Genomic DNA, 22,611 nt, shown 5'->3' with positions numbered 1-22,611 from the left:
ACGCAAGCAACTTGAAATATAAGTCGTTGTCAAATTTTTATTTCAACGACTGAAAAGCCGCCCGTTACGGACTCTTTTCCAACATATTATACCCGATCTGAACCCACCGAGCGGGATACACAAAACGGCTATACCGTCGATTTAGTTGACCCGGCCCGCGTCTTTATCTGCCACCAGCGACCTGACCTCCCAGTCAGGGTGGTTTTTCAGGTTGTTGACATTGACGCGGATTCGGGACGGGTCGATGCTCAACCGGTAATAACCCAATCGGTTGTTTTCGACCACCGGCCAGGGACTGTTGAGCCCGGCGCTGATCTCCCCTTTCATGCGATAAAGATACCGGGCCTGGTTGAAACCAACCTCAATATCCTCTTTGTAAATCCACCCGGAATCCCGATTGAGGCGAGACCAGGCCAGCTTGGTGAAATACTTGAACGACTTACCCGTCAACCGGACCGGGAAACCGTTTATTTTCACCAGATACCTCTCCCGTTCATAAGAGCCATCAATCTCGATTGACTCCGGCTTAACAAACGATGCTGACACCGCCGAGCTGCAGCGGTTTTCCGTCATGGAGGTTCTTGCTTCCATTTCAAGTTCTCCTTTAAGTATAGCTATTATGTCATTGATTTTCTTTAGCTTACTACTACCCTTAATTAACGCGCCAAGATTGTCCGGGCTGACATTGAAAAGATCGTCAACCGATTCAACTTTAGCCTGCCTGAGAGCCGCGAAATCAAACCGGTTGAGTATCCTGCCGAAATGTTCGTGCAGTGACCGCATCGATACCGGGACGCCGTATCTTATGTTGAAAGCATAATCTTTCAGCCGACCGGTGATCGCCAAGCCCCCATCGGTAGAGCGGACAATCTCGCCGAGCGAAGTCATCAGGTGGGCTATTGACTCGGCCAGGCCGATGATCTGCCCGAGGTGCATCTGGAATCGCTCTTCGAGCTTTTCCACCGGGGTCAGTTGGCGCCACTGTTCGAGCAGCATGAGCGCCTTGATTGATGCCGCCTGACGGTATGGCAGGGGTTGGCTCGATTTGCGGTTGATCGCAAGGTAGCGGACAGCCTCATCAACGAGGTTGTCAAAGTCAGCGTAGAGCATCTTGAGAGGCAGGTTGTGGGTTTGCTCAAAGCGGCTCAGGATAGCCGGAGGCAGGCTCCAGCCGTGGCCGCTGAGCGCGAGGGCAATCCATCCCGCCGGCGTATCAGGATAGCCTGAGTCGAGAGCACGCCGGTAGTGAACGGTTTCTTCGACACTGAGCCCTCCCCGGGCTGTTGCCTGCCCGAGAGCGGTAGCGGTAAGCTTGCCGGACAAGGCATCCATCTCGACAAGACCGGAATGAATCAGCCGCTGTAACGAGGCCGTGAAATCGGGCACCGGACATGCCTTATCAAGACTTTTCAAAAAAGTATAATTGAACGGCTCGCCGAGAGCCTCGCCGGTGCCCTGCCTGATTAAACCGCAGGCAATCATGTCCAGCAACCAGTCTTCGGCAGGCACGCTCTCGAAAGCCGAGCGGATGGCTTGAGGGGAGTCGCAGGCAATATAGTTCTGCCAGAGAATCTCACGATCGAACTCCGTTTCCGCCAGAATGATGGCTCGTCCAGGATGGTCCGCTTTGGCATCAGGTATCAGCCGACCGGCCCGGCCGCTCATGTTATCAAAATCCGACCGGGATACAGGTACCAGCGACGGGCGCTGGTCATATTTGCCCGATGAATATTTGACGGTTTCCAGATAGACCGTATCAGCCGAAAGGTTGACCCCCATTGCTAAAGTAGTAGTTGAGAATAGGGCTTTAATCTCTTTATTTATAAAAGCTTGTTCCACTATTGTTCTTTGACGCGGCGACAAGTCAGAGCTATGAAAAGCCACTCCCCGCGTGAGCGCCTGTTTAAGGGAGCGGACCAGAAACGACGGTTCCTCGTCGTCGAGTTCAACCAGAGCCGCTGTCGCCTCGGGCCAGTTAACCGATGCCGCCAGCCTGAAGGCACAGTCAACGGTCTCCATCCGTGATTTCAGAAATACCAGCGTCGAGCCTTCGGCCTTCTTGATTTGCCTGACGAACTGTTCAAAGCGCTCATCGCCCGCATCGCAATCCTCAAACGGCTCCACGCCATCGAGACCATCGTTAAAAAGCCTGTACCGGAAGGAACCTTCGGCCGCCACTCCCCTCATCAACTCGACCGGCCGGGTGGTTTCTTCAATCAGAGTCGCTCTCAGCCAGGCAGCCAGCTTGCCGGCCGAGCCGCAATCATCGCCAATAACAGCCGAGAGACCCAGCAGCGACGGGTTATAGCCCGAAGCCAGAATCTTGGTCAGAAGTCTTTCCAGAATCGCCCCCCGCCCCGGTTCGGTGATAGTCTGGATTTCGTCGATAACAACCAGACCGATGTTCTTAAGAGAATCGAGCAACCTTGTCAGCAGAAGGTCAAATTTCTCATAAATCGCCACGGCGATCTGGTAGTCGCCTTTGTAAAAGCGCTCGTCGTTTTCAGGGTGATCGCCGGTAACGATTATAGTGCGTATGCCGAGATCACCGTAGGTTTGCGAGAGAAGCTCGTATTTCTGTTCGGCCAGTGATTTTAGCGGAAACAGCATAACCGTCTTCTGGCGTGCCGTCAGGGCCTTCATAGAGGCTATCTCAGCGCAAAATGACTTTCCTGAGGACGTTGGGGACGAGACAAGCATTCTGACACACCTGGCGCCAAAAGCTTCGCCCGGATTGCCAATCAGCCCTTTCCGAATTGCCCGGCTCTGGACCGGAAGAAGGCTCTGTCCCTGCCTTTGGGCCAGCCTTGAGATGACCTGTCCGGGTATGCCGTATTTTTCGAGATCTTCCAAACGCATAGCCTGTTTCCTCCCCTGTTGGTTGTAGTCAATCGAAGTCGCTCAGCAGCCACAGCTTGTAAAACCACACGACATGCACGTAAAACACCTTCCCTGCCGAAACATGGATGCCCCGCAATCGGGGCAGGTGCCCGCATTGAGATAGGTATAGTAATCACCCACACTGACAACCGGCGCGAAAGCTCCGGTCGGGTGGTCGTAGTCCTCTGTTATCTCGGCGCAAAGACAACTATTTATCAATTGTGCTTTGTTCATGATCGAGCTCCTGCATCGCTGGGGTTTAACTCCCCCGACTGATTCAGCGAGGGTTAACTCAAGGTGCTTTGTGGCAAATTATCGACGCGAACCGATAATACTGCACATTTGTGCAGTTGTCAAGTGCATTTTCAAAAAATCGCACCAATTTTTCATGAAAAAATCGCCCCCCAGACTAATGCTCGTTCCGACAATGACTTACGGCATGGAAAGTCGCGCGTGTCGGCCGACGGACTTTTGAACCAAATCAATATCTGATGCGTAGTTTTTTATGGAGGCTTTTGTATGCTGCCAAAATTGCCACATATCGCTATTGCCCTGATGGCGCTGGGTCTGTCACACGGTGCCGGCGGAGCGGTCGAAATTGAGGCTGAGCAGTCTCTGCCCATCCCCCCCAGAACTGAACTGGCCACCGAGGTCGTCAAGGTCCCGATTAAATGCTCTTACGGGCAGATTGTCGTTAAGGCGAAAGTCAATGGTGAAGGCCCCTTCTCTTTTCTGCTCGATACCGGTACATCGGGAGACGGCCGGATTGACACCTCGCTGGTTACGAAATTCGGGCTTCGCAAGGTGGGGCTGGCTCTGAACGACGATGGTACCGGTAGTAACGTACAGTACCACGATCTGGTCTTTGTTGACAGCATACAAATCGGCGGGGCAGTGTTTCGGGGGCTAAAATGCATGGCGCGTGACTACGGAAATCTTCCGGGCCTGGTGAAAGGACCGATTATGGGAATCCTCAGTTTCGGCCTGTTTTCGGATTTGCTTCTGACTATTGACTACCACGACAAGGAAATACAGATGCAGTTCGGTGATTTGACCGGACCGGACAGAAAACACGTGACGCCTTATATGCGCAGCAAAGACGGGCTGTTTTGCCTGGTCGACGCCAGACTTGGCTCAAAGGAGTTTCAGGCAACCATTGACACCGGCCATGAAGGCGGCTTGAACCTGCCCGGGTCCTATATGGCAACTACGAGCACGCGAGATGAGGTCAGGTTGATCGGATGGGCCAAGACGGCCAACAACAGTTTTGCCGTGTATGGCGCCCAGCTGGCTGAACCTCTTCAGGTGGCGGGACACAGCATTTTCAATATCAAAGTCACATTCGCCATGGACTGGGATAGCCCGAATATCGGCTACGAAGTATTGAGGAGATTTTCACTCACGTTTGATCAAAAGAATCAGTTGCTCAGGTTCGATTCAAAATAAATCGTGGCAACCCCCGCGGGATAATCCCGTAAATAAAATATGAACGGCGCGGTGTATAAATGCGTCGTTATTAGCAACAGGGTTCTCAGCAAATTAGCGGCATTACCGGGTCTTAATCTTTGAGGCACCAATGAAAAATCTTTTAACATATCCATTGGCAGCGGGTCTTCTCATCATCGCGATCCTTTCCACTTCACACGCGGCAATGGCGATTGTCCTGCCCGGACCTCCTTCGCTTTTTGACGGTCCGGCTGTTACGCCGGCCACAGCCGTGCACCAGCCATCGCCGTCTTATCCCCCGGAGGCTCTTAAACAGGAGCTTGAGGGCACGGTCTGGGTTAAGGGATTGGTCGGTATTGAAGGTGATATTTCGGATTTGGAAGTGGTCACGACCGATTGCGAGTCATGCGGTTTCGAAGAGGCGGCTCTCGACGCTGCGAAGCTGTATCAATTTGAGCCGGCGCATTGCGGCAGTGAGCCTGTTGCAAGCTGGGTCTCACTCAAAATTGAATTTCGTCTGCCCTGATAGCGGTGTGATAACAAAATGTACCGGGCGAGTCCCTTCGCCCGGCACCGGTGTCACCCTCCCTTTGCTGCTGTCCCCCAGCAACTGTCTTCAACGACAGCCCTTTAGTCCAGAGTAAAGCGCACTTGATAGGTTACCCAAACAGCCACCGGCTGACCATCGAATACAGCCGGCTTGAATTTGTTTTTGTAGGCCGCCTCCACGGCGGCTTCATCGAGCACATCCGATCCCGAGGAGACCCCCACCTGAGCCTTGATTACGTTTCCGTCAATGCCGACATAGGCCTGCACAGAGACCACGCCTTCCAATCCAGACAATTTCGCCAATCTCGGATAGATGGGCTTAACGGAAAAGATCATCTCCGCCGGGGTGTCGGTCGGATGGAATTCCGTCGCGGGCGGGATTACGTCTTCGGTTTCCACGACAATGATATTTGTTCCTTCGGGAATCCCATCGAATCCCGTGGCATCGACCATATACTGCTTTTCTATGCGCGAGGCAATCATGGCATCCGGGTCGGCAACGAGACTGTCGACAATCGGTTTTGGAATCGTCCCTCTCGCTTCCATGGACCGCTCGAACTGCTCATTCATGTCGCGAGACCTGATAATCAGTGGTTCCTGCTTTATATCCGTGATGATGATGATTCGATCCTCCTTCTTGTCATCCGGAAGTATCTGTGGCTCGCCCTTGAGATTTTCTATCAGTAAGGCTGCCAGCAGGATCACACCCACCGTTGTAATTGTGAGCAGCATGGCCTTTATTAGGTTAGGTTGATACCTTGCTTTCAATTCGAAAGCCCCGTACGGCGTATAAGTTGACGCTGTCATCGCAAATCACCTCCTCCCTGCATTGCGTCACAGGTGATGATATTCACCATGTATGTTCAACGTCATCGATTCGAGTCGTGGCAAAAAAACTGAGCGAGAAGAGTGGCGAGCACGTTCCATTTCCGTACTCAGGCCCAGCGAGATGGGATTCCCTCCTACTACTAATAATGAGACGCAGCGAATCGATCGTTGGTTTAGCTCGCTGCCCTAAATTAGATACTCTGGAGAGTATGAAATCTTCCGGCAGGCAATTGATTCGGGGATAGAAAACGGGCATCCGATTGCGTGGAGCAATTGGATGCCCGGATCTTTCAGCTAAAAAGTCGTACTGACGAAAATCGATTAAGTATCGAGCTCGAACACGACTTTATAGCTCACCCAGCAGTTGACGGGACGACCGTTTTGAATGCCGGGTTTGAATTTGTTTTTGTACGCGGCCGCGACGGCGGCTTCATCGAGCGAAGCGGTTCCGGAAGATTTGTGCACCATGGAATTGCGCACATTACCTTCCTTGTCGACCAGAGCGCGGACCCACACGACACCGGTGATACCGGCCTGTTTGGCCAGTCGCGGGTATTCGGGGGCCTGCTGGAAAATCATCTCCGGATAGATTTCCACCGGAACGAACTCGTCCGGCGCCGGCAGATAATCGTCCTCAGCGATATCGATAACGATATTACCGTCGCCTTCGTTCACAGCAGCTATATCCGGAGCCACGATCTCCGCCAGCTCGTCACGAGTAGCCAAGACGACATCCTCGTCGATAGCTTCATCGTCGGCAACCGGCTTGGGGATACCCACTTTCGGGGCAGCCACCTGCGGCTGATCCACCTTCACCTGCGGCGGCTTTTTGGCCACGCTGGGCGGTGGTCCCAGATCCGCTACGGTTTTAATCACCTTGGCGCTCAAATCGATGGCCTCGAGGTCATCCTCTCCCATCTTGTTGATAATCCAGAAGGTGAGAAGGATGGCCGCAACAGCAGCCACTGTAATGAGCGTTCCCAGCATGAAATTAAACTGGTAGCGGGCCTTCAGCTCAAAAGCTCCGTACGGCGAGTACAATGCATTTGGGGTTGTCATTGTAATTCACCCCTTCCTTGTGCCTGAACCACGGCAGCTTCAATGACCTTATTATCTCGATCTTCCCATTTGCCGATGGCATAACGATACGAGAATTTCTCATCTTTGGGAATTTCTTCGATCTTTACGCCCAACCGGTCGGCAATGTTACGGTTCCAACCGCGTTCGAGAAAGTCGATTTCGTCGAGGATATCAACCATATCGCCGTAACTTCCGTCCCGATGGATGAGAATCAGTGTATTGAGTTTGGGATTCTCAAGGTTCTGTGCCATCAAAAGGCTCCTGAGAGTGTCCGAATCAAGACGGTATTTAACCGTATCATCGGCGCTGAGAGGAGCTGAAGGCAACAGTATGGGCAGATTATCCGGCGTCGGCGTTTTCAGATTCCACCAGAAGCGACCGTCGGCATCGACGCGAATCGACAGAAGGTTCGACTCGGCAACCTCGATATCCTCTTCCTGCTCGATGGGAGGCAGGTTAATTTCCATAGCCTGGGGCATCGAGAACACGGTCGTAACCATGTAGAAGATCAACAGAAGGAAAGCGATGTCAACCATCGGTGTCATATCGATACGGATAGAGATTCTTCGCTTGGGCCTTCTTAATCCCTTTTTTCCGCCTTTCGGTGCCCGTTCTGCAACTTCACCGGCCATTTATTACATCACTCTCCTCTCAATATATATATATACGCGTTTCATTTTGACCTTTCGCTAAAAACCGCTCTCCGGTTAAGCCTCTTCTTCACCGGTCCCACCGCCGACTTCAACTTCGTGATCGGTGATAATCAGGAAGCGTTCGAGGTGGTTTTCCTGCATGGACCGCATTACATCCTGCATGATGCCGAAGCTGGCCTTTTCATCGGCCTTGATCACAATCAGCGCCCTGTAGTTTTTAGCTCTGGCCCGGTTAATCTCACCCGAGACATTGTACGTGTCGGTCGTCTTGACGATACGGACCTTGGTTTCCACCTCCTGGCCCTCGATATCGATAGTACGCTTTTCGACGTAGTCCACGTAAATGGAGTCGTACTTGGTCACGGTGATATTGATAATATCTTTATCCGGCAACTCAATCTGCGAATGCGATTGCGGCAGATCCACAGCCCTCGCTTCCGGTGGCTTGAACTGCGTGGTCGCCATATAGAAGATCAGAAGCAAGAAGGCGATATCCACCATCGGAGTCATATCGATCCTGATAGAAATGCGCCGTTTCTTCTTGGTTGCCATTTTTTAGATTCCTTCTTTTTCCTTCAGAATCTGCATGATTTCAAAGGTCGCCTCGTCGGTCGTATAGTTAAAGGCATCTACCTTATTAACAAAGAAATTGTAGAAAAAGATTCCGAGAATACCGGAGACGAGTCCACCGGCGGTGTTAACCAGAGCCTCGGAAATACCAACGGCCAGCTGGGTGGCGTCGATAACGCCGCCTTCAACGTTACCGGTAGCGGCAAAGGCGCGAATCATACCGATAGTCGTTCCCAGAAGTCCAACCATGGTCGCGATCGAAGCAATGGTCGAGAGGGCGATAAGATTACGCTCAAGAAGCGGTCCCTCGAGGGCGTTGGCTTCTTCGATAGCCGACTGCGTCAGCTGAATCTTCTTCTCAGCATCCATCGCGCTGTTGCCTTTGACTTCGCGGTAGCGGTCGATGCCGGCTCTCAGGACGTTGGCGGTCGTGCCGCGCTGCTTGTCGCAGGCAGCCAGGGCGCCATCGAGATCGTCATTCTGAATAAGCGTGACCAGCTTCTTGAAGAACACCTGGACCGAGCTCTTTCCCTTGGCGACGCCATACAGGGACATGTAGCGCTCGATAACAAAGACTATGAGCATACAAAGGATCATAATCAGAACCACCACGAGCGGTCCGCCCTGATAGATCGAGTGAACGATGGGATTGTCTGATGTTCTAAACACTCCATACCACAGGCCAAAGCCTATCGCGAAAGCAACGATTGCGTTAAGAGTGACGAAAATCGTTTGTTTAACCACGTGAACTAATCCTCCAGATTAAGTTATATTTGTATTTTTCTTTTACTCGTTAAATCTCGACCCCTTTGACGGCCACCAGAATGAACGCACCCAGAGATACTATGATACCCCAGGAAAGAACATTCAGAAAGACACCCGGACCATAACCATCACCGAGGCTGGTAAACATATTAGCGGCGTCGAACCCGTATTCGGATCCAAAGAACGAAAGAATCATCGCCAAAAAGAACAGAATCAGCGGGATCCAGTTATAGCGCAGCATCTTTTTGAGCTGCAGGGCTTTTTTGTCAGGATCACCCTTAAGGCCGTACAAGCCGTACAGTGTGTAAACGGGCAGCGCGATACAAAGAAGCGTATAGATCAAAAATACTATCACGCTGACGGCAACGGCGAAACCGGACGAGAACGCGTACGAAGCAACTGAACCGATAGCGAGGAATGAACCTATCCCGGTCAGGCGCTCGTATTCCTTGTTCACCTTCTTTTTAGCGACATAACCGGTAATAACTTCTTCGTTAGAACCGTCAGTCTGAGCTACCGTGGTCGGCGGGATCGCTTCGGCCGCTTGTTCAGTGGCCGATTCGGTCGTTGTTTGCGCTGCCTGAGTCGCCAGGGTATCGCCGGCCTGGGCGAGCATGGCGCTGTCAGCAACAACCGGCGCCTGCTCAGTCTGGACCGGTTGGGTGGTCTCCACCACTATTTCATTGTAAGCGGAATACCAGGGAATAAACAGGGTGGCAAAGATGATGATCGAGGCGATGGTCAGCACCAGCCGGTCGGTCGTGGAAACGCGCTGCTCCAGAAGGGTGCACTGATCTCTGAGTACGTCACCCTTGGCGCGCTTACTGACGACACCATCGACATATTTTGCCTTCTCCTTATCCGATTTAAACAGGTCTTTCGGCTTGCCGGGGAAGACCTCGAAACCGATATACCTGAACCTCTGAGCTTCGGTTATTGGCTTACTAGCAACTTTCTTGTCTTTGCTTTCGTCTACAGCCATCAAAACTCCCAAGAATTAGTGTTCATCCAATCTATCAAGAAGGGCCTGGCCCTTAAAATTCGTATTCGGTCTGATCCTTGCCCAGTTTGGCGTCTTTATTGTTAGGTTCACACTTAAGACACTGAACATACCAGGTGTGTGCATTACGAAAATCATCCGTCGCATCCTGCTTCGCTTCGGTCTTCTCCACCGCCCTCAGGTGATAGGCCTGGGCTATCCACAGGATAAGAGGAACATCGGAGCATTCACCGCTGGAAGCAGCGAGGCAGGTCTGAGCTTTGGTCAGGTAACCGAGGGCCTTGGTATAATTCTTGGTGCAGACACCGCCGAAATAGGCATAACCAAGAGCCTTGTTGGCGCCACAATTGTTTGGGTCCATAACCAGAACCTTCTCAAAGTGCTCGACTCCGTTGGTACAATCCTGGAGCTGGTAGAGATAGGTGTTGGCGATGGCTTCCTGAACGCTGAGGTCGTCCTTGTTGAATTCCATGTAATTGACCAGATAGTCCACAGCGACCTGATAGTAGTTGACATTGGGGTCAATACCGTTATCAACGGGGCTGTCACCCAGGTCCTCATCAAGCTCATCAATATCGTCTTCCGCGCCACCTGAGCCGTTGGCTATGTTGAGAGCGCAATAGCCGGCGTTCTTATAAATGGAAGAGGAACTCGAGTCGATTCCAAAAGCGATTCGCTTATTGTAGAATTCAATCGCCTGAGAGTAGCTCTTGAGACTGTGGTAGGCAACGGCTATGTTTTGAACGACACGCTTCTGGTCCGTATTCAGGTCGTACGACTTTTTGTACCAGTCCACGGCCGACACGAAGTCTTTAGGGTCGCGATAGAAATAACTATCGCCCAGATACTGGTAAACCTCGGCTTTGTCCACGCCGGTGTTAACGCCTTCACCCTGGGCGTCAACCCACTCAAGATGCTTTTTGAGCATCTCGGCGGCCTTTTCAAAATTCTTGTTATACCACAGAGCTTTGCCATAATGGAAATAGACATCGCGCGGCTCCATCGGAATAGCGAGGACTTTTTCGAAATTCTCGGCGGCGTCTTCAAAACCATTCAAATTCGTGTAGGCCATAGCCAGTTCGAAAAACACGCGAACGTTGGAAGAATCCGGTTCGGCCCCCGAGAGCTCCACATACCTTTTATACGAACCTATAGCGTCGCGGAAACGGTCGATGCGATCCTGACGGGTACGCGAGGAAAGACCCGCCTTGAAATAGATGCCGCCGGCTCTCATCCAGGCCGGAGCATGGGTGCTGTCCTTGGTGAGCACGATTCGAAGTTTCTCGATAGCGCAAGTATAGTCCTTCATCTCCAGACAGGCTTCGGCCCAGTGATAGTAAACTTCCAGCCCGGCAGTATCAACCTGAAGAGCCTTCTCGTACTCAATGATGGCCAGGGCCGGGACACCCTGGTAGAAGTTGGCGTCGCCCAGATGAATATGATACATCGGATTCAGCGAATCATCGACCAGAGCCTGTCGGAAAGCCCGATCAGCTTCCTGCCAGTTCTGCTTGGCAAGCATCACCAAACCGTAACCGTCTTCAAAGCGATGTTTGTTCTTTTTGTCCTTTTTGCGCCCTTCTTCCATGGCCTTTTCCGCTTTGTCGAGCTCGCCCATATTTAGATAACACAGACCCAACTGATAAAGAGATTCATAGTGTTTGCCCCTTTTATCCAAGGCGGCTTCGAACTCCTTGGCGGCCTGGCTGTACTTGCCACGATTAAAATAAATCATGCCTTTAAAGTAGTAATTCCAGGGGTTGGAAGGGTCCAGGGAAATATCCGCATCAATAAGGTTAATAGCCTTCGCGGTATCCCCCGCCTTAAGGGCTTCCTCGATCCCGGGATCAATGTCCTGCGAGATGCCCGAAGAGATACTTGTGACCACAAAAAAAGCGGTCAAAAGGACGGTAAAAAAGCTGTTCCTGATGAGACCACTCAAAACATAATTCCTTATCATAACTTCAATTAAGACAACAAAAATATATACTAATTCACCAAAGTCAAGCGAATAATTACGGCCTTCTACCTGAGCAATTCCTCGATGTGTTTTTGAATCGGATGGTACCCAAACTCAACCTGCAGCACCATGTACGTTAACACCCCGATCCACACCGAGGTTCGCGCCAGAATGCTCAACACCGGTTCAAAAACGGTGTGAATGTAGACTCCCGCGGCCAACATTATCAGAGCCGCTAACAAGTTCAACATACGGGTCGCTTTCTCCATCCCTTCTTTCTCCTAATTATACAGCGAAGACCTTAATATTCTTCCCGACAAACTTGGCTGAAGTCATGACGGAATCGCTTTGATTCAACACAAGAATCGTGCCGCCGATAAACGCCCATGTGAGTTAGCGGATTATGTTGCTGAACAGCAGTAAGATAGCGCCTGCTAATTTTCTAGCGGCAGAGACCTGTCTGCGATAATCGCAAAAAGTGCGTCCACACAAAAGCGACAAAAATTGTATTTTTCCATAAGCCGTTGTGCGGTAGTCTGTTTGAAGTTAGGTACTTTATTGGACAGATTGCGAGCTCAGGGCGGGAAATTCGTATTTATCGTTCAATACCAAAACTAACTTCACAGAAGCAGTACGAGCTTTTAACCTTGAGCTTGCGTCGAAAAAAGAATTATACTGTCCATCGAAAGTCACCGAATGCAATCCAGAAGTCGCATTCGATCCAAAATGGCATTCTGCAGGTGAGAGGGTCTCCGGTTTTGGTCGCGATTGGTCAGCAGCTCGTTCGAAATATCCTGTCTTCCTGGGGCGGATATTTAATACGACTGATCATCACCTTCTTCTTTGTCCCATATATAGCCTCGGTATTCGGGGATGCCCGCTACGGCGTCTGGGTGATAATATTTCAGACTATCAATTACTTCTCTCTGCTCGATATCGGTCTCACCTCGGCGCTGACAAGGTACATTTCCCGCCACCTTTCCGAACGCGATTACGATAAAATCAACCGGATACTGAGTACATCGAACCTGCTCTATTTCGTGGTGGGCTCGATTGTATTCGGCGGAATCTACCTGTTCGTAACATTCTTTTTCGGTTATTTCAAAATCGGCGATCCGGCCCTGATCACTGAAGGCAAAAACGCGCTTTTGATTCTCGGAGCCTTCATGGCCTTTAACTTCTATCTGCTGCCGTTCGGCAATTCGCTGGCCGGATTTCAGAGACACGACATTACACGCGTACTGGCGATAATCGAAGAAATCGTCCGCGTGCTCATAATGGTCTGGTTGCTCAAATTAGGGTATGGCCTGGTGGCGCTGGCACTGGTAATATTGTCGGTCAGTGTCGCCAAACATATCGCCGGAGTCATCTGGCTAAGGAAACTTCATCCGCAAGTGCGATTCTTGCTTGGCAAGTCCGATGCGGCCACCGTCAAAATGTTGCTGGGCTATTCCAGAGTCTCGTTCGGGATCACCATCGGATGGCTGATCATGTTCAACACCGACACGTTCCTTCTCGGAATACTCAGTTCTTCGGTTGCCGCCGGAGTGTACAATCCGGGGGCGCAGTTGATGCTGTACCTGCGCAATATCATAAACTCCATTGGAACGCCGCTGATGCCGGCCATATCGCACATCGAGGCATCGGGCGATATCGAAAAGGTGAGCGATGTCTATCTGAGGGGAATCAAATATATCTCCTACCTGTCATTTCTGCTCGGTGTCGGGGTAGTGGTTTTTGCTCGCCCGTTTGTGAACCTCTGGCTCCCCCCCGAATTTGCGGAAGCTGCTGATGTAATGATGATTCTCGCCTTCGGCACCTCTGTATTTCTTCCCCAGATAATCGGCAACTCTGTTCTGTTCGGCATCGGGCAGCATCGCTATATCCTCTACACCCTGATCGCCGAGTCGGCGGTAAAGATTATCCTGTCGATTATCCTGATACCGAGATACAATCTAATCGGTATGGCGCTGGCCAATGCGGTTCCTCAAGTAGTCTTCTACCTGACGCTGTACCCCTACTTCATGTCAGTGGCTTTGCGGCTTCCACTCGGACAGATTTTACGGACCTTCGCTGTCTCGGCCTCTCTGGCGGTCGTGGTGGCGGCGCCGGTGTCACTGATTCTGCGCACATATGTAATCCCGGCGAGCTGGATCAGTCTGGCTTTCGATGTTATCGCGGTGGCTTTGGTGGCGTCGGTGCCGGCATATTTCATTCTCGAACCGGACGATCGGCGCAAGTTCGTTGCCTTTTTCAAACGTCATTAATCAAAAAGCCGCGCCTCAGTCGATAAGGCACGGCTCTTAATTCACCGGTGATATTCTTCGATTTCAATAGTTGTGGTGCAGGTCCTCGATAGCCGCCGTGATCTTGTCCACATTGGGCAGACAGGCGTTGTCGCCATCGACACCGTATGCCACTCTGGCATCGATCGCCGTCACCAGTTTGACAGGAGCCTCCAGATAATACAGGCCCTCGCCGCGCGTGATGACCGACGAAATAGTGCCGGCGGCTCCACCGGGGAATCGGTCCTCGGTTACGACAAGCACTTTGCCGCAGTCCTTGGCGGTCTGAAGGATAGTCTCTTCGTCCATCGGTTTGACCGTACGCAGGTCTACCACCCGAACCTTGATCCCCTTCTCCTTGACAAGTTCAGCCGCCTTGCGGGCCATCTGGAAGGTAGCGCCGTAGGTGATTATGCCGATATCGGTGTTGTCTTCGTCATATACTTTCGCGACACCGAACGGGATAAGTTCGTCGATTTCCGGAACGCGAGTCTCGATCGGGACGCCTTCCCAGTCACGCCTGTTATACAGGGCGACCGATTCACAGAACAGGACCGGATCGTCGGTAGCCCAGGCTGTCTTTAAAAGCCCGGCGGCATCGTAGGCATTCGAGGGCACCGCTATCAGAAGACTCGGGATATTCATCCACGTGCCGAGATTACCCTCGGAATGCCAGAAAGCTCCCGCACCCTGTTTATAGCCGCCGTAGGTTGTCCTGATCGTCATCGGCATCTTAAACAGACCGCCCGACCTTTGATAGGTCGTCGCGATACGATCCTTGAGCACCTGATAAGCCGGCGACATATAATCCAGAAATTGAATCTCCGGTATCGGCCGTCTTCCCTGGTAAACGTGCCCGGACGCCCGACCGAGAATTCCGGCTTCATCGAGCGGCGTGTTAAAGCAACGGTTGTTGCCGAATTCACGCTGCAGATTTTTCGAAACCAGGAATACGCCGCCCTTCCCTTTGAGCTTGGATTGTTTTTCTATCTCTTCAATCATGTGACCTGAGAAATCAGCGACATCCTCGCCAAACATAAGAACATCCTCTGAAAGAAGAAACAGGTCAAAGAGAGTGTAGTTGATGGCGAATCTCATGGTCATCGGGCCAACGTTTTCGGGCAGTTCCGGCGTGCTGAAATAGCCTTTTTCGTGGAACTCCTTGAATTTCGCCTTTCGGTCAACATTTGACGCGTCTCTGAATTTCTTCCAGGTCGTCTTAGCATCATCGAAATTGTATGTGTAGACATACTTCTGAATGAGCTCGGTTGTCTTGGGCTGAAAAGTCGAGACCGCCTTCTGGGACTCTTCGGTGATTTTCCTGTCAAGTTCATCCCACATGGCGGCGATCTCCGCGCCGGTCACGATATTATCTTCGATAAGCGTATTGGCGGTCTTGAGAATGCAATCATTATAGGTGTGCCAGTCCTGTTCGACCGGATCCATATAAAACGACTGGTCATCGGAACCCGAGTGCGAACCTTCGCGGGTGGTGCGAATATTCATGAGCACCGGACCGTTTCCCCCACGGGTGTATTCTATCGCTTCGGCTACTTTGGCCAAGCAGTCCTTGATGTCGGTACCATCGGCTTGCATTATCTTCAGGCCAAATCTTTGGTACCCCTCGTAAGGTGTTGTAGGATCACCCTCGGGGAATTGTTCTTCTACCGAGACAGAGATCGCCCAGCCGCAGTTGTAAATGGCGGCGATGAACCGGGTCTTATAAAAGGCGGCATAAAAGACAGCGCGAGAGAATTCGGATTCCGAAGTGGAGCCTTCGCCGATGCTGCAGACCGTTATGGCGTCAGTCGGGTAGGCGCCGCCGGGAATATGTGATTGCTTGGATATCGGCAAAGGATGTTTTATCGCTTCACTGAGTCCGGCCGCCTCGAGGGCGTGACCGCCGGTGGGCGACGACTGAGGAAGAATGGCCATGTCGGGATAGCCGGGGTGCGCCGGTATTTGCATGCCTTTGTTTCGCCCGCGGGCGTCGCCGATCGCCTCCAGCATTTTATCTTCGAGGGTGGAGCCGCGGTGAAGATCGAAAGCCTTGTTACGGTAATATCCGACCCAGGGGTCGTCTTTGCGAAGGTTATCGGCAAAGCAGACATCGGCCAGTTCCTTGCCGCCACAACCGATAAAAAAACGGTTGTATCCTTTGCGAAGGAGCAATTTCTCCTCGCGCTCCACCCGCCTTGCCTTGAGCATGGTGTAGAGCATGCCGCGAAGCTGTTTGGGGGTCTTGCCCGAGTATTCTTTTAGCGGTTCGTCATCTTTGGGTCTGGTCTTAGCTTTGGTTTCAAGTTGCTGAACCTTGTCTATGATTGCGATAATATCCAAGGCTACCTCTCCTGTTTTGTTATGTAAAACAACATGTTCTCGATTTACTTACAGCATTAAATATCAATAACAGCCCCTGCGTGAAAATGCTTCCCGGAAAAATAGCCTATTTGCGTAAAAAGGTAAAACTATTTCTGCCCATCAGCCGCCTAGAAGTGTGACTTCTTGCCGCTGAGGCTTTTTTCGCTTGTCCCGGAAGGGGTTTCTATGTAAGTTGCTTGTTATTCAAACGGTTAGGAAACAGGAAGAAAAGGTATGAAAAAATCGACCCGTAAAGCCCCCAAAAAGCGAATTATCGGAGCGGAAGACCTCTACAATCTCCGAATTCCGACCTCGGTTTCATTCTCTCCCGATGAAACGAGAATCGCCTACACTGTCGAGCGCATGGACAAGGAAAAGAAGAAGTACTTTTCCAACATTTTCGTCTACGACTTAAAAAAGAAGACCACGCAGCAATTCACTTTCGGCGACCACAATGATGGCGGCGCGGTCTGGTCACCCGACAGCAGTCGGATTGCCTTTGTCTCGACCAGGGACAAGAAAACCGGCATTTACATTATGCCTGTTGCCGGCGGGGCGGAAAAAAAGGTGATAGAGCTCGATGGTTCCATAACCAACCTGAATTGGTCCCCCAACGCCACGAGACTGATATTCTGCCTTCGCTATAATGATTCGCACTTCATCGAAGATGAGGATGAAAAAAAGAAACCGCCGGTTTACCGACACATTACGAGGTTGTGGTATCGCCTCGATGGGTCAGGATTCCTGCCGAAAGACAGGTTCCAGGTTTACTCCCTGGAAGTCGCCTCAGGAAAGCTCACCAAGTTGACAAAAGGTAACCGCGACAACACGCAGGTGACAGTGTCTGCGGATGGACGCTGGATCGCGTATGTGTCCAACAGGTCCGCGGACCCCGATGTAGAGTTGCTGCGCGAGGATCTGTTCATAATGCCTGCCAACGGCGGCAAGGAGAGAAAGGTCGGTACCCCCGCCGGGCCGGTCAGTGCTCCCAAATTTTCACCGGACGGCAAGTCTATAGCCTACATGGGACATGGCAACCCCGACGATGATTGGGGCAGCACGAACGTCCATATATGGAAGGTGGGAGTTGGCGGAACCCCGAAAGCGCGCGACCTGATGCCGAAATTCGATCGTATGGTGTACGACCAGTCTATCTGCGACACTAGCGACGCGCACGATGCCGGACAACTGATCTGGTCGAAGGATAATAAGCGGATTTATTTCCTGTCATCGGACACCGGATCAACCAACCTGTTTTATATCCCAGCCGCGGGCGGTAAACCGACTCGCGTTTTCGCCGGCAAATGCCACATCAAAGGCTTCTCCCTCAATGGCGCCACGCGGGCCGTGGCTATAATACAGGCCGACTTGAACAATCCCGGCGAAATAATTATTCTCCCGGCCGTTTATGGTGGGGAGAAGCGCGTCCGCAAAGTGACCGAACTCAACAAGTTTCTGCGCAACGAGGTCACTATTTGCAAGACCCGCGAGGTTCGCTTCAGCGCCTTCGATAAAACCGAGGTCCAGGGATGGATAGTCCTGCCGCCGAATTTCAAGGCTACCAAGAAATATCCATCAATTTTGCAGATTCACGGAGGGCCGAGAGTTCAGTATGCCCACACGTTCTTCCATGAAATGCAATACCTGGCGGCTCAGGGGTATGTTGTATTCTACACTAATCCTCGCGGCGGAGCCGGCAAGGGCGAAACATGGGCCCGGGCCATTTCCGGAGGATGGGGTGAACTCGACTACATGGACTGCATGGCAGCCGCCGATCATCTCGAAAAACAACGTTTCATCAATTCAAAGAGAATGGGCGTCACGGGAGGTTCTTACGGCGGCTACATGACCAACTGGATCATCAGCCACACCGATCGGTTCCGGGCTGCCGTAACTCAGCGCTCGGTAGTGGACCTGACATCGTTTTTCGGAACATCCGATATAGGCTGGTCGCTCAAGCGCGAATTCGACGGCTTCCCGTGGAAAAACCCGGAGAACTACAAGAAATGCTCGCCGATCACATACTATCAGAACATCAAAACACCGGTCTTGATTATCCACAGTGAAAACGACCTGCGTTGTTCCATCGAGCAGGGCGAGCAGATGTTCGCCATGTTGAAGTCGATGAAAAAGACGGTTGAAATGGTACGCTTCCCCGAGGAACCGCACGGTCTGTCGCGTCACGGTCGTCCGGATCGACGTATCGCTCGCCTGGAGTGGATAAATAAGTGGTTTAAGAGATACCTGAAGTAAATTCGGCGCCCGGCCGTGAGATCGAATTGCCCAATCCGGTTCGGCCGGGTTGGGCATTATTTTGTCAGTTTGAAAACGGAGTGCCGTTGTTTTTTTTGAGGTTGAAACCCTGCTGTTTCAGAAACTGCTCGGCCTCTTCCCTGCTGCGGAATGTCTTGGAGATGTCCTTGGTGCCGCCCTTGGCGAACATCTTGTTAAGCTGAGCATAGGTTACCGGGTTGTTGATGATGTTTATCGACCAGACCATGTTGTTCTTCCGACACCAATCAAGGTGCTCACCGATCTTACTGATTACTTCGGGTGAACCGGTCTTCCAGTTGGACAAATCGATTAACTTTGCCCAGGGTTTCTTAACCAGTTCCTTCGCCTCTTCGATATAATCATCATAATAATGGTTGGCGGTCTCAATTCGCCAGATGCCGTATATCTTCTCATACATGATGCCGTTCTCAACATCGGGATCCAGATTGTACTCAAAATGCCATTTGTTCATTTTATTGCTTGCCCAAGATTAATAAAGGTAACGTAATTGTCGGGCCGGCTATATACCTTCGGCCCCGCAGATTGTCAACAATATTCGAATTGCTTTGAACTAAGTTGCTGGAAAATATTATTCGGTATCTGATTAATAACTTTCGGGACGCAAAGGTTCCCGGCTGGAGATAATTTGTGGGCAAGCCTATCTAGGGGCAAGCTCGCCCACGCGAATCATCGCCTCCGCCTAAAAGAGACTGTAGGTGGCCCCGATCATGAAACGCCTTCCGGGCGAAGGATAATTATCATCGAATTCCGAAAAACCGAACTGATCCGGCCGTCTCTGGTCGGTGAGGTCATAGCCGGTAAGACTCAGCGAGATATTGCTTCCCACTGACGCACTCAGATAAAACCCCAACTCATATACAGCATCGATAATCCGAGTTCTGCCCGATTGTAAGATAGACCGATCCGAAGTGTAGGTAAGATTTAAACCATAGCCAAAGATGTCCCTTTGACCCGTCACGTCGAATCGCCATTTCAGATCGGGAACATAAAACGCGTCGACATAAACTCCCGTCCCTTCAATCGTCTGTTGGGCCTGCTGCGCAACGGTGTTCAAGCTCAGTCCGAGCTCTACAAACGGACGATATTGGATGTCGATATCAATACCGACTGTCTTGAACCGATCGACATTTCGGGGGACGAAATAGAAACTGGTCGGATCGAACTGGTATTGGACGAGCGAATCGACCGTCTGGTGAAATATCGTCAGTCTGCCTCGCAGCGCCTGCCGAGGCAGTGAAAGTTCGGCGGTTCCGATAAGAGAACGCGAGGTCTCAGGTTTAATCTCTTCATTACCGGCGGTGAAAACATCTTCGGCAAACTGTTCCGATATCGACGGCAACCGGAAGGCATAGGCGTAGCCAATTTTCAGAGACAACTCCTCCGTAGCGAAAAAGGTGGCGCCAAGATTATAAGATGGTTGAGTCGTTCGAGATTTGACAAATTGCAGACGGCCGCTGAGGTCAAACTGAAAGCCTCCTACCGCATCGATAACGGCGCTTGACCAGATATCGAACTGATCCTGCGACCCCCGCCAGTAGTTGTAAGAGCCGTATTCGTACGAGTACGGGGCGTAGGGACCCTCAATATTAGATGCCAACGATGTTTCATCGGTGGTAGAACGAATTGATCCGGAAAGAAAGTCAATTCCGCCGGCAAGCTGTCCGGGGCCGAATCCGCGCGCATAACGACCGCCGGCCCCGAATGAACGCTTATTATAGATGGAGCGCGACAGAACATCGACCGACTCCACATTCAAAAACGAATCCACCGGGGTCACGCTTTCATCATAGGTATAATAGGAATACTGGTAATTATACAGAGAGTTGTAGTCGAGATTCTTCTTTTCCCAGAAGGCATCCACCTGCGCGGACCCGAAAACGCTGTCATCGAAACGGTATTGAAAATCCATCGAGTAATTTTCATCGAGCTGATGGTCATACATAGACCAGGCATCATCCGAGCCGTAAATCGGCACATAAGCGTCAAGAGGGTCCGGTCCCGGAACACCCAGAGAGTCTTCGAAATACCTGGCGGAGACCGATAGGCTGTGCCGCGCGTCAGCGCTGAGGTACGATGTTTTCAGATCGAAAACCATACGCTCAGCGCCCGCATTCTCCCGGTGGTTGGCGGCCTCGCTGATTTCCGCGTATCCGGCAAAACCGAAACTTCCAAAACGACGCGACAGATTGAGCAGGTATCGTTGAAAGCCGAATGTTCCCTGTTTGACCGATAGCGCAGCGCGATTGGTCATTGCGTCCGGCGTTATCAGGTTAACAACGCCGCCGATAGCATCGGCCCCATAGAAAGCCGACTGCGGGCCTTTGAGTATTTCGACCCTTTGAAGTTCCTCACTGCTGAAATCCGAAAGATTGAACCCTCCCAGCGAATAATCTTTGACCACCCGGCCGTTGTACAAAAGAAGCATGTGCCGATTGAAAAGCCCCCAGTTGGATAGAGTCGATATTGATCCGAACCCGCTGTGGTTGCGAATGTCGAGCCCGGCCCTTCCTTCCAGAGCGGTCTCAAGTCCCGATTGATTTTCGAGGCTTCTCCGATCAACAGAGGCAACCGGCCAGACCGATTTCTCGGCGGGAATCCCCACTCGATTGGCTGTTACGATGATGCTGTCGGATAGTTGTCTTGGCTGCTGCGAATAATGAGATAAAGTGTCGGCTGCCCGGGGTCCCGTCGCACCCAGCATTGCCAACAAGAGGACAGAAAAAATGCGCTTCACGGCATCCTCCATGGCCTGCCGCCAACGCCCGGCGAGTTCGCCCGTAAACGTTCAGCCCGCGCTGACGACATACACAATGATTTGGCTACGGCAGGTTTCCTGGCTCCGGTCTCAAACCCCTGTCGGGCGCCTTCCCCGTCTGCAACAAACGAGTGGCAAAGTGCCCGAAGAGTAACCGACACAGTAGCGGGGCTGCGACGGATTCGCACCGTCTTCCCTATTACCCGTCTACACCGACGGCACCGTAACGATGTAACTGTAAAATCATGGTTGATCTTTGCCCTGTCAAGCAAAAGCGGAGAATTATTGAAGTTGTGGCTCTAAGACGTTCTGTGACAAGAACTACTTGTGAACATAAATTTTCTGGCGTTTGTAATCAACCGTCATCTTGAAGCGATAGAGAAAACTCGCCCCCAGAATGCCCTCGAACCGGGCACCCGGAACTGTCCCCTGCAAAGATGAATGGTCGGTTATCGCCACTTGAACATTCTCCGAAAACACCTCGTCGGTCAACGATACGCTCGAGAGAGTCTGCCTTAAGTCTTCGTCGGGATCATAGCCTATCTGTCCGGCCAGCCAAGGTGAGATTGTCGATAACGAAGCACAGTAGTCGAACACCATCGGAACGGTGATATCGTCGTTGACGGTTACATTTACGATTATTAAATGCCCCCGCATCTCGAACGGGATCTCTTCGTAGGATTCTTCGCCGATGAAATCCGGCTCGGAGGCGTGAAGTTCCATCCGCTGTGATGGATAATCAACCGTAACGTAAAATCGCCTGAGAATGTCATGGCCGATGAGGCCGTCAGGATGCCCCGATTCGGGTTGTTTGCTCAACGCGCCAATATCGACCGCAACAGCCGAGAGATTGTACACTGTTTCATCGTCCGTGATCCTCAGCGACCGCAGGGAAACCGGAGAAGCCTCAGCGACACCGCTGACCCCGGCGACTCTTTTGGATTGCGAGACCGGGCCCAGGGAGAGATTGTGGCTTTCGGCGAACTCACGGTCGATATAGAGCCCATCGGCTCCGGTGTCGATTCCGAAACTCCCGTTAATGTAGCCGTCAAGCGTAACATTTACTTCCACCAGCCCTCGGTGGGGACTAAACGGTATTGACCCGGCTTGAAGCATGGCCGGAAGTAAGAGCACGCCAATAAAAATTGCCGATCTTGTTCTCATAGTTCCCTATGAGCATTAAT

At 51.7% G+C, this 22,611-nt stretch carries 18 protein-coding genes and 1 riboswitch; of the genes, 4 read left to right on the top strand and 14 right to left on the bottom strand.

The window, feature by feature from the left end:
• Positions 1 to 141: 141 nt before the first annotated feature.
• The gene (locus AB1483_07275; protein ID MEW6412259.1) at positions 142 to 2,859 is read right to left on the bottom strand and encodes a DEAD/DEAH box helicase; all 2,718 of its coding nucleotides are present in this window, start codon (positions 2,857 to 2,859) and stop codon (positions 142 to 144) included.
• Between the two features lie 42 nt (positions 2,860 to 2,901).
• Positions 2,902 to 3,114 carry a hypothetical protein gene (locus AB1483_07270; GenBank protein ID MEW6412258.1) on the bottom strand — a complete coding sequence of 71 codons (213 nt, stop codon included), beginning with the start codon at positions 3,112 to 3,114 and terminating at the stop codon, positions 2,902 to 2,904.
• Between the two features lie 285 nt (positions 3,115 to 3,399).
• Here AB1483_07270 and AB1483_07265 point away from each other — a divergent pair, with 285 nt between their 5' ends.
• The gene (locus tag AB1483_07265) at positions 3,400 to 4,326 is read left to right on the top strand and encodes a retropepsin-like aspartic protease (GenBank protein ID MEW6412257.1); all 927 of its coding nucleotides are present in this window, start codon (positions 3,400 to 3,402) and stop codon (positions 4,324 to 4,326) included.
• 130 nt (positions 4,327 to 4,456) lie between these two features.
• Positions 4,457 to 4,852 (top strand): energy transducer TonB, encoded by a 396-nt coding sequence (locus tag AB1483_07260; GenBank protein MEW6412256.1) that lies wholly within the window; start codon positions 4,457 to 4,459, stop codon positions 4,850 to 4,852.
• Between the two features lie 104 nt (positions 4,853 to 4,956).
• Here the strand turns inward: AB1483_07260 and AB1483_07255 are convergent, their stop codons facing one another.
• The 8 genes from AB1483_07255 to AB1483_07220 all read right to left on the bottom strand — a co-directional run bounded on the left by AB1483_07255 (position 4,957) and on the right by AB1483_07220 (position 11,982).
• A complete protein-coding gene (locus AB1483_07255) occupies positions 4,957 to 5,682 on the bottom strand; it encodes an energy transducer TonB (protein MEW6412255.1) in 726 nt (241 codons plus the stop codon).
• Positions 5,683 to 6,024: 342 nt separating this feature from the next.
• Entirely contained in the window at positions 6,025 to 6,762 is a 738-nt protein-coding gene (locus tag AB1483_07250; GenBank protein ID MEW6412254.1) for an energy transducer TonB, read from the bottom strand.
• Positions 6,759 to 7,415, bottom strand: a complete 657-nt coding sequence (locus AB1483_07245; GenBank protein MEW6412253.1) for a biopolymer transporter ExbD — start codon at positions 7,413 to 7,415, stop codon at positions 6,759 to 6,761. The genes AB1483_07250 and AB1483_07245 overlap by 4 nt, the downstream gene beginning before the upstream one ends.
• A 75-nt stretch (positions 7,416 to 7,490) precedes the next feature.
• Entirely contained in the window at positions 7,491 to 7,988 is a 498-nt protein-coding gene (locus tag AB1483_07240; protein MEW6412252.1) for a biopolymer transporter ExbD, read from the bottom strand.
• A gap of 3 nt (positions 7,989 to 7,991) precedes the next feature.
• Positions 7,992 to 8,750, bottom strand: coding sequence for a MotA/TolQ/ExbB proton channel family protein (locus tag AB1483_07235; GenBank protein ID MEW6412251.1), 759 nt, complete (start codon positions 8,748 to 8,750; stop codon positions 7,992 to 7,994).
• A 49-nt stretch (positions 8,751 to 8,799) separates the two neighbouring features.
• Positions 8,800 to 9,753 carry a hypothetical protein gene (locus AB1483_07230; protein MEW6412250.1) on the bottom strand — a complete coding sequence of 318 codons (954 nt, stop codon included), beginning with the start codon at positions 9,751 to 9,753 and terminating at the stop codon, positions 8,800 to 8,802.
• A 52-nt stretch (positions 9,754 to 9,805) separates the two neighbouring features.
• A complete protein-coding gene (locus AB1483_07225) occupies positions 9,806 to 11,713 on the bottom strand; it encodes a tetratricopeptide repeat protein (protein ID MEW6412249.1) in 1,908 nt (635 codons plus the stop codon).
• 83 nt (positions 11,714 to 11,796) lie between these two features.
• The gene (locus tag AB1483_07220; protein MEW6412248.1) at positions 11,797 to 11,982 is read right to left on the bottom strand and encodes a hypothetical protein; all 186 of its coding nucleotides are present in this window, start codon (positions 11,980 to 11,982) and stop codon (positions 11,797 to 11,799) included.
• Between the two features lie 507 nt (positions 11,983 to 12,489).
• On the opposite strand from AB1483_07220, the gene AB1483_07215 reads away from it, so the two are divergent.
• Positions 12,490 to 13,998: a flippase gene (locus tag AB1483_07215; GenBank protein MEW6412247.1), complete on the top strand. Its 1,509-nt coding sequence runs from the start codon at positions 12,490 to 12,492 to the stop codon at positions 13,996 to 13,998.
• 63 nt (positions 13,999 to 14,061) lie between these two features.
• On the opposite strand, the gene AB1483_07210 is transcribed toward AB1483_07215, so the two are convergent.
• Positions 14,062 to 16,356, bottom strand: a complete 2,295-nt coding sequence (locus AB1483_07210; GenBank protein MEW6412246.1) for a thiamine pyrophosphate-dependent enzyme — start codon at positions 16,354 to 16,356, stop codon at positions 14,062 to 14,064.
• Between the two features lie 255 nt (positions 16,357 to 16,611).
• On the opposite strand from AB1483_07210, the gene AB1483_07205 reads away from it, so the two are divergent.
• Positions 16,612 to 18,630 (top strand): S9 family peptidase, encoded by a 2,019-nt coding sequence (locus AB1483_07205; protein ID MEW6412245.1) that lies wholly within the window; start codon positions 16,612 to 16,614, stop codon positions 18,628 to 18,630.
• Positions 18,631 to 18,694: 64 nt separating this feature from the next.
• On the opposite strand, the gene AB1483_07200 is transcribed toward AB1483_07205, so the two are convergent.
• From AB1483_07200 to AB1483_07190, 3 genes are all read right to left on the bottom strand, one after another.
• Positions 18,695 to 19,123 (bottom strand): hypothetical protein, encoded by a 429-nt coding sequence (locus AB1483_07200; GenBank protein ID MEW6412244.1) that lies wholly within the window; start codon positions 19,121 to 19,123, stop codon positions 18,695 to 18,697.
• A gap of 228 nt (positions 19,124 to 19,351) precedes the next feature.
• The gene (locus tag AB1483_07195; GenBank protein MEW6412243.1) at positions 19,352 to 21,406 is read right to left on the bottom strand and encodes a TonB-dependent receptor; all 2,055 of its coding nucleotides are present in this window, start codon (positions 21,404 to 21,406) and stop codon (positions 19,352 to 19,354) included.
• A 71-nt stretch (positions 21,407 to 21,477) separates the two neighbouring features.
• Positions 21,478 to 21,668, bottom strand: a riboswitch (cobalamin riboswitch).
• A gap of 80 nt (positions 21,669 to 21,748) precedes the next feature.
• Entirely contained in the window at positions 21,749 to 22,591 is an 843-nt protein-coding gene (locus AB1483_07190; GenBank protein MEW6412242.1) for a retropepsin-like aspartic protease, read from the bottom strand.
• Positions 22,592 to 22,611: the final 20 nt, after the last annotated feature.

The organism is Candidatus Zixiibacteriota bacterium, assembly GCA_040756055.1.
Taxonomy (GTDB): domain Bacteria; phylum Zixibacteria; class MSB-5A5; order GN15; family FEB-12.
This window is presented reverse-complemented; position numbering and strand designations above follow the sequence as displayed.